This is a genomic window from Actinomadura sp. 7K534 (assembly GCF_004348575.1).
In the GTDB taxonomy this organism is placed as follows: Bacteria; Actinomycetota; Actinomycetes; order Streptosporangiales; family Streptosporangiaceae; genus Spirillospora; species Spirillospora livida.
In genome coordinates this window covers 1-880 of record NZ_SMKB01000516.1, presented here as the reverse complement: position 1 = coordinate 880, position 880 = coordinate 1, and the positions used below count along the sequence as shown (strand labels likewise).

1 protein-coding gene and 1 pseudogene are annotated in these 880 nt (G+C 75.3%); one reads left to right on the top strand and one right to left on the bottom strand.

Translation table 11 applies throughout. The features are described from left to right. Positions 1 to 107: 107 nt before the first annotated feature. Entirely contained in the window at positions 108 to 644 is a 537-nt protein-coding gene (locus E1266_RS37480; protein WP_132055352.1) for a DUF3291 domain-containing protein, read from the top strand. 3 nt (positions 645 to 647) lie between these two features. Here E1266_RS37480 and E1266_RS37475 read toward each other — a convergent pair. Then, positions 648 to 880 (bottom strand): annotated as a pseudogene (locus tag E1266_RS37475) (DUF3866 family protein); the annotation flags it as partial.

Here is an 880-nt window from a genome sequence, read left to right as displayed (position 1 = left end):
GGATGGACGCGCGGCCGGGTTGGTGCTGTGTGGCGGCGGAGGCGGCCGGACCTTCTAAAAACAACGAGCGTTGACATAGAAACGGCGGCCGTGGTGGAGTGGGGCGCATGAGCGATCACACCCCCGCCTCCGCGCGGCCCGCCTCCCCCCGGTTCCACCTCGCGCAGTTCAACGTCGCCACGCTGCGCTTCCCGCTCGGCGATCCGCGGATGGCGGAGTTCGTCGCACTGCTGGAGCCGGTCAACGCGCTCGCCGACGCCGCGCCTGGGTTCGTGTGGCGGCTGACGGAGGAGGGGGAGCCCGACGCCACCGGGATGCGCCCCGCCGGCGACGACGTGATCATCAACTACTCGGTGTGGGAGTCGGCCGAGGCGCTGTGGGACTTCGTGTACCGCAGCCCGCACCTGGAGACGATGCGGCGCCGCCGGGAGTGGTTCGGGCGGCACGCGGACGCGCATCTCGTCCTGTGGTGGGTGCCCGCGGGCCGGACGCCGACGGTCGGGGAGGCGCTGGAGCGGCTCGCCCTGCTGCGGGACCGGGGCCCCTCGCCGCGGGCGTTCACGTTCGCCTCGTCCTACACCGCCGAGGAGGCCGCCGCGGCCGGCGCCGCCGGAGCGGGAGCCGGCGAGACGGCCTCCGTCTGACGGTCAGGCGAGGAGGGCGGCGGTGTGCCGGCCCGCGGCGGCGGCGGTGAGGAAGTAGGGCAGGTCCTCGTCGAGGCGGCGGCCCATGGTGGACAGGCGGACGCCCCAGTCCTTCTCCGCGGTCCTGAGGGTCTCGTGGAGGCCGTCGACGGGGACGGGGACGAGGCGGTGCCGCTCGCCGAGGGGGGCGGCCTCCGCGGCGACGCGGGCGCCGAAGGGGCCGCCGAGCTCGGGGA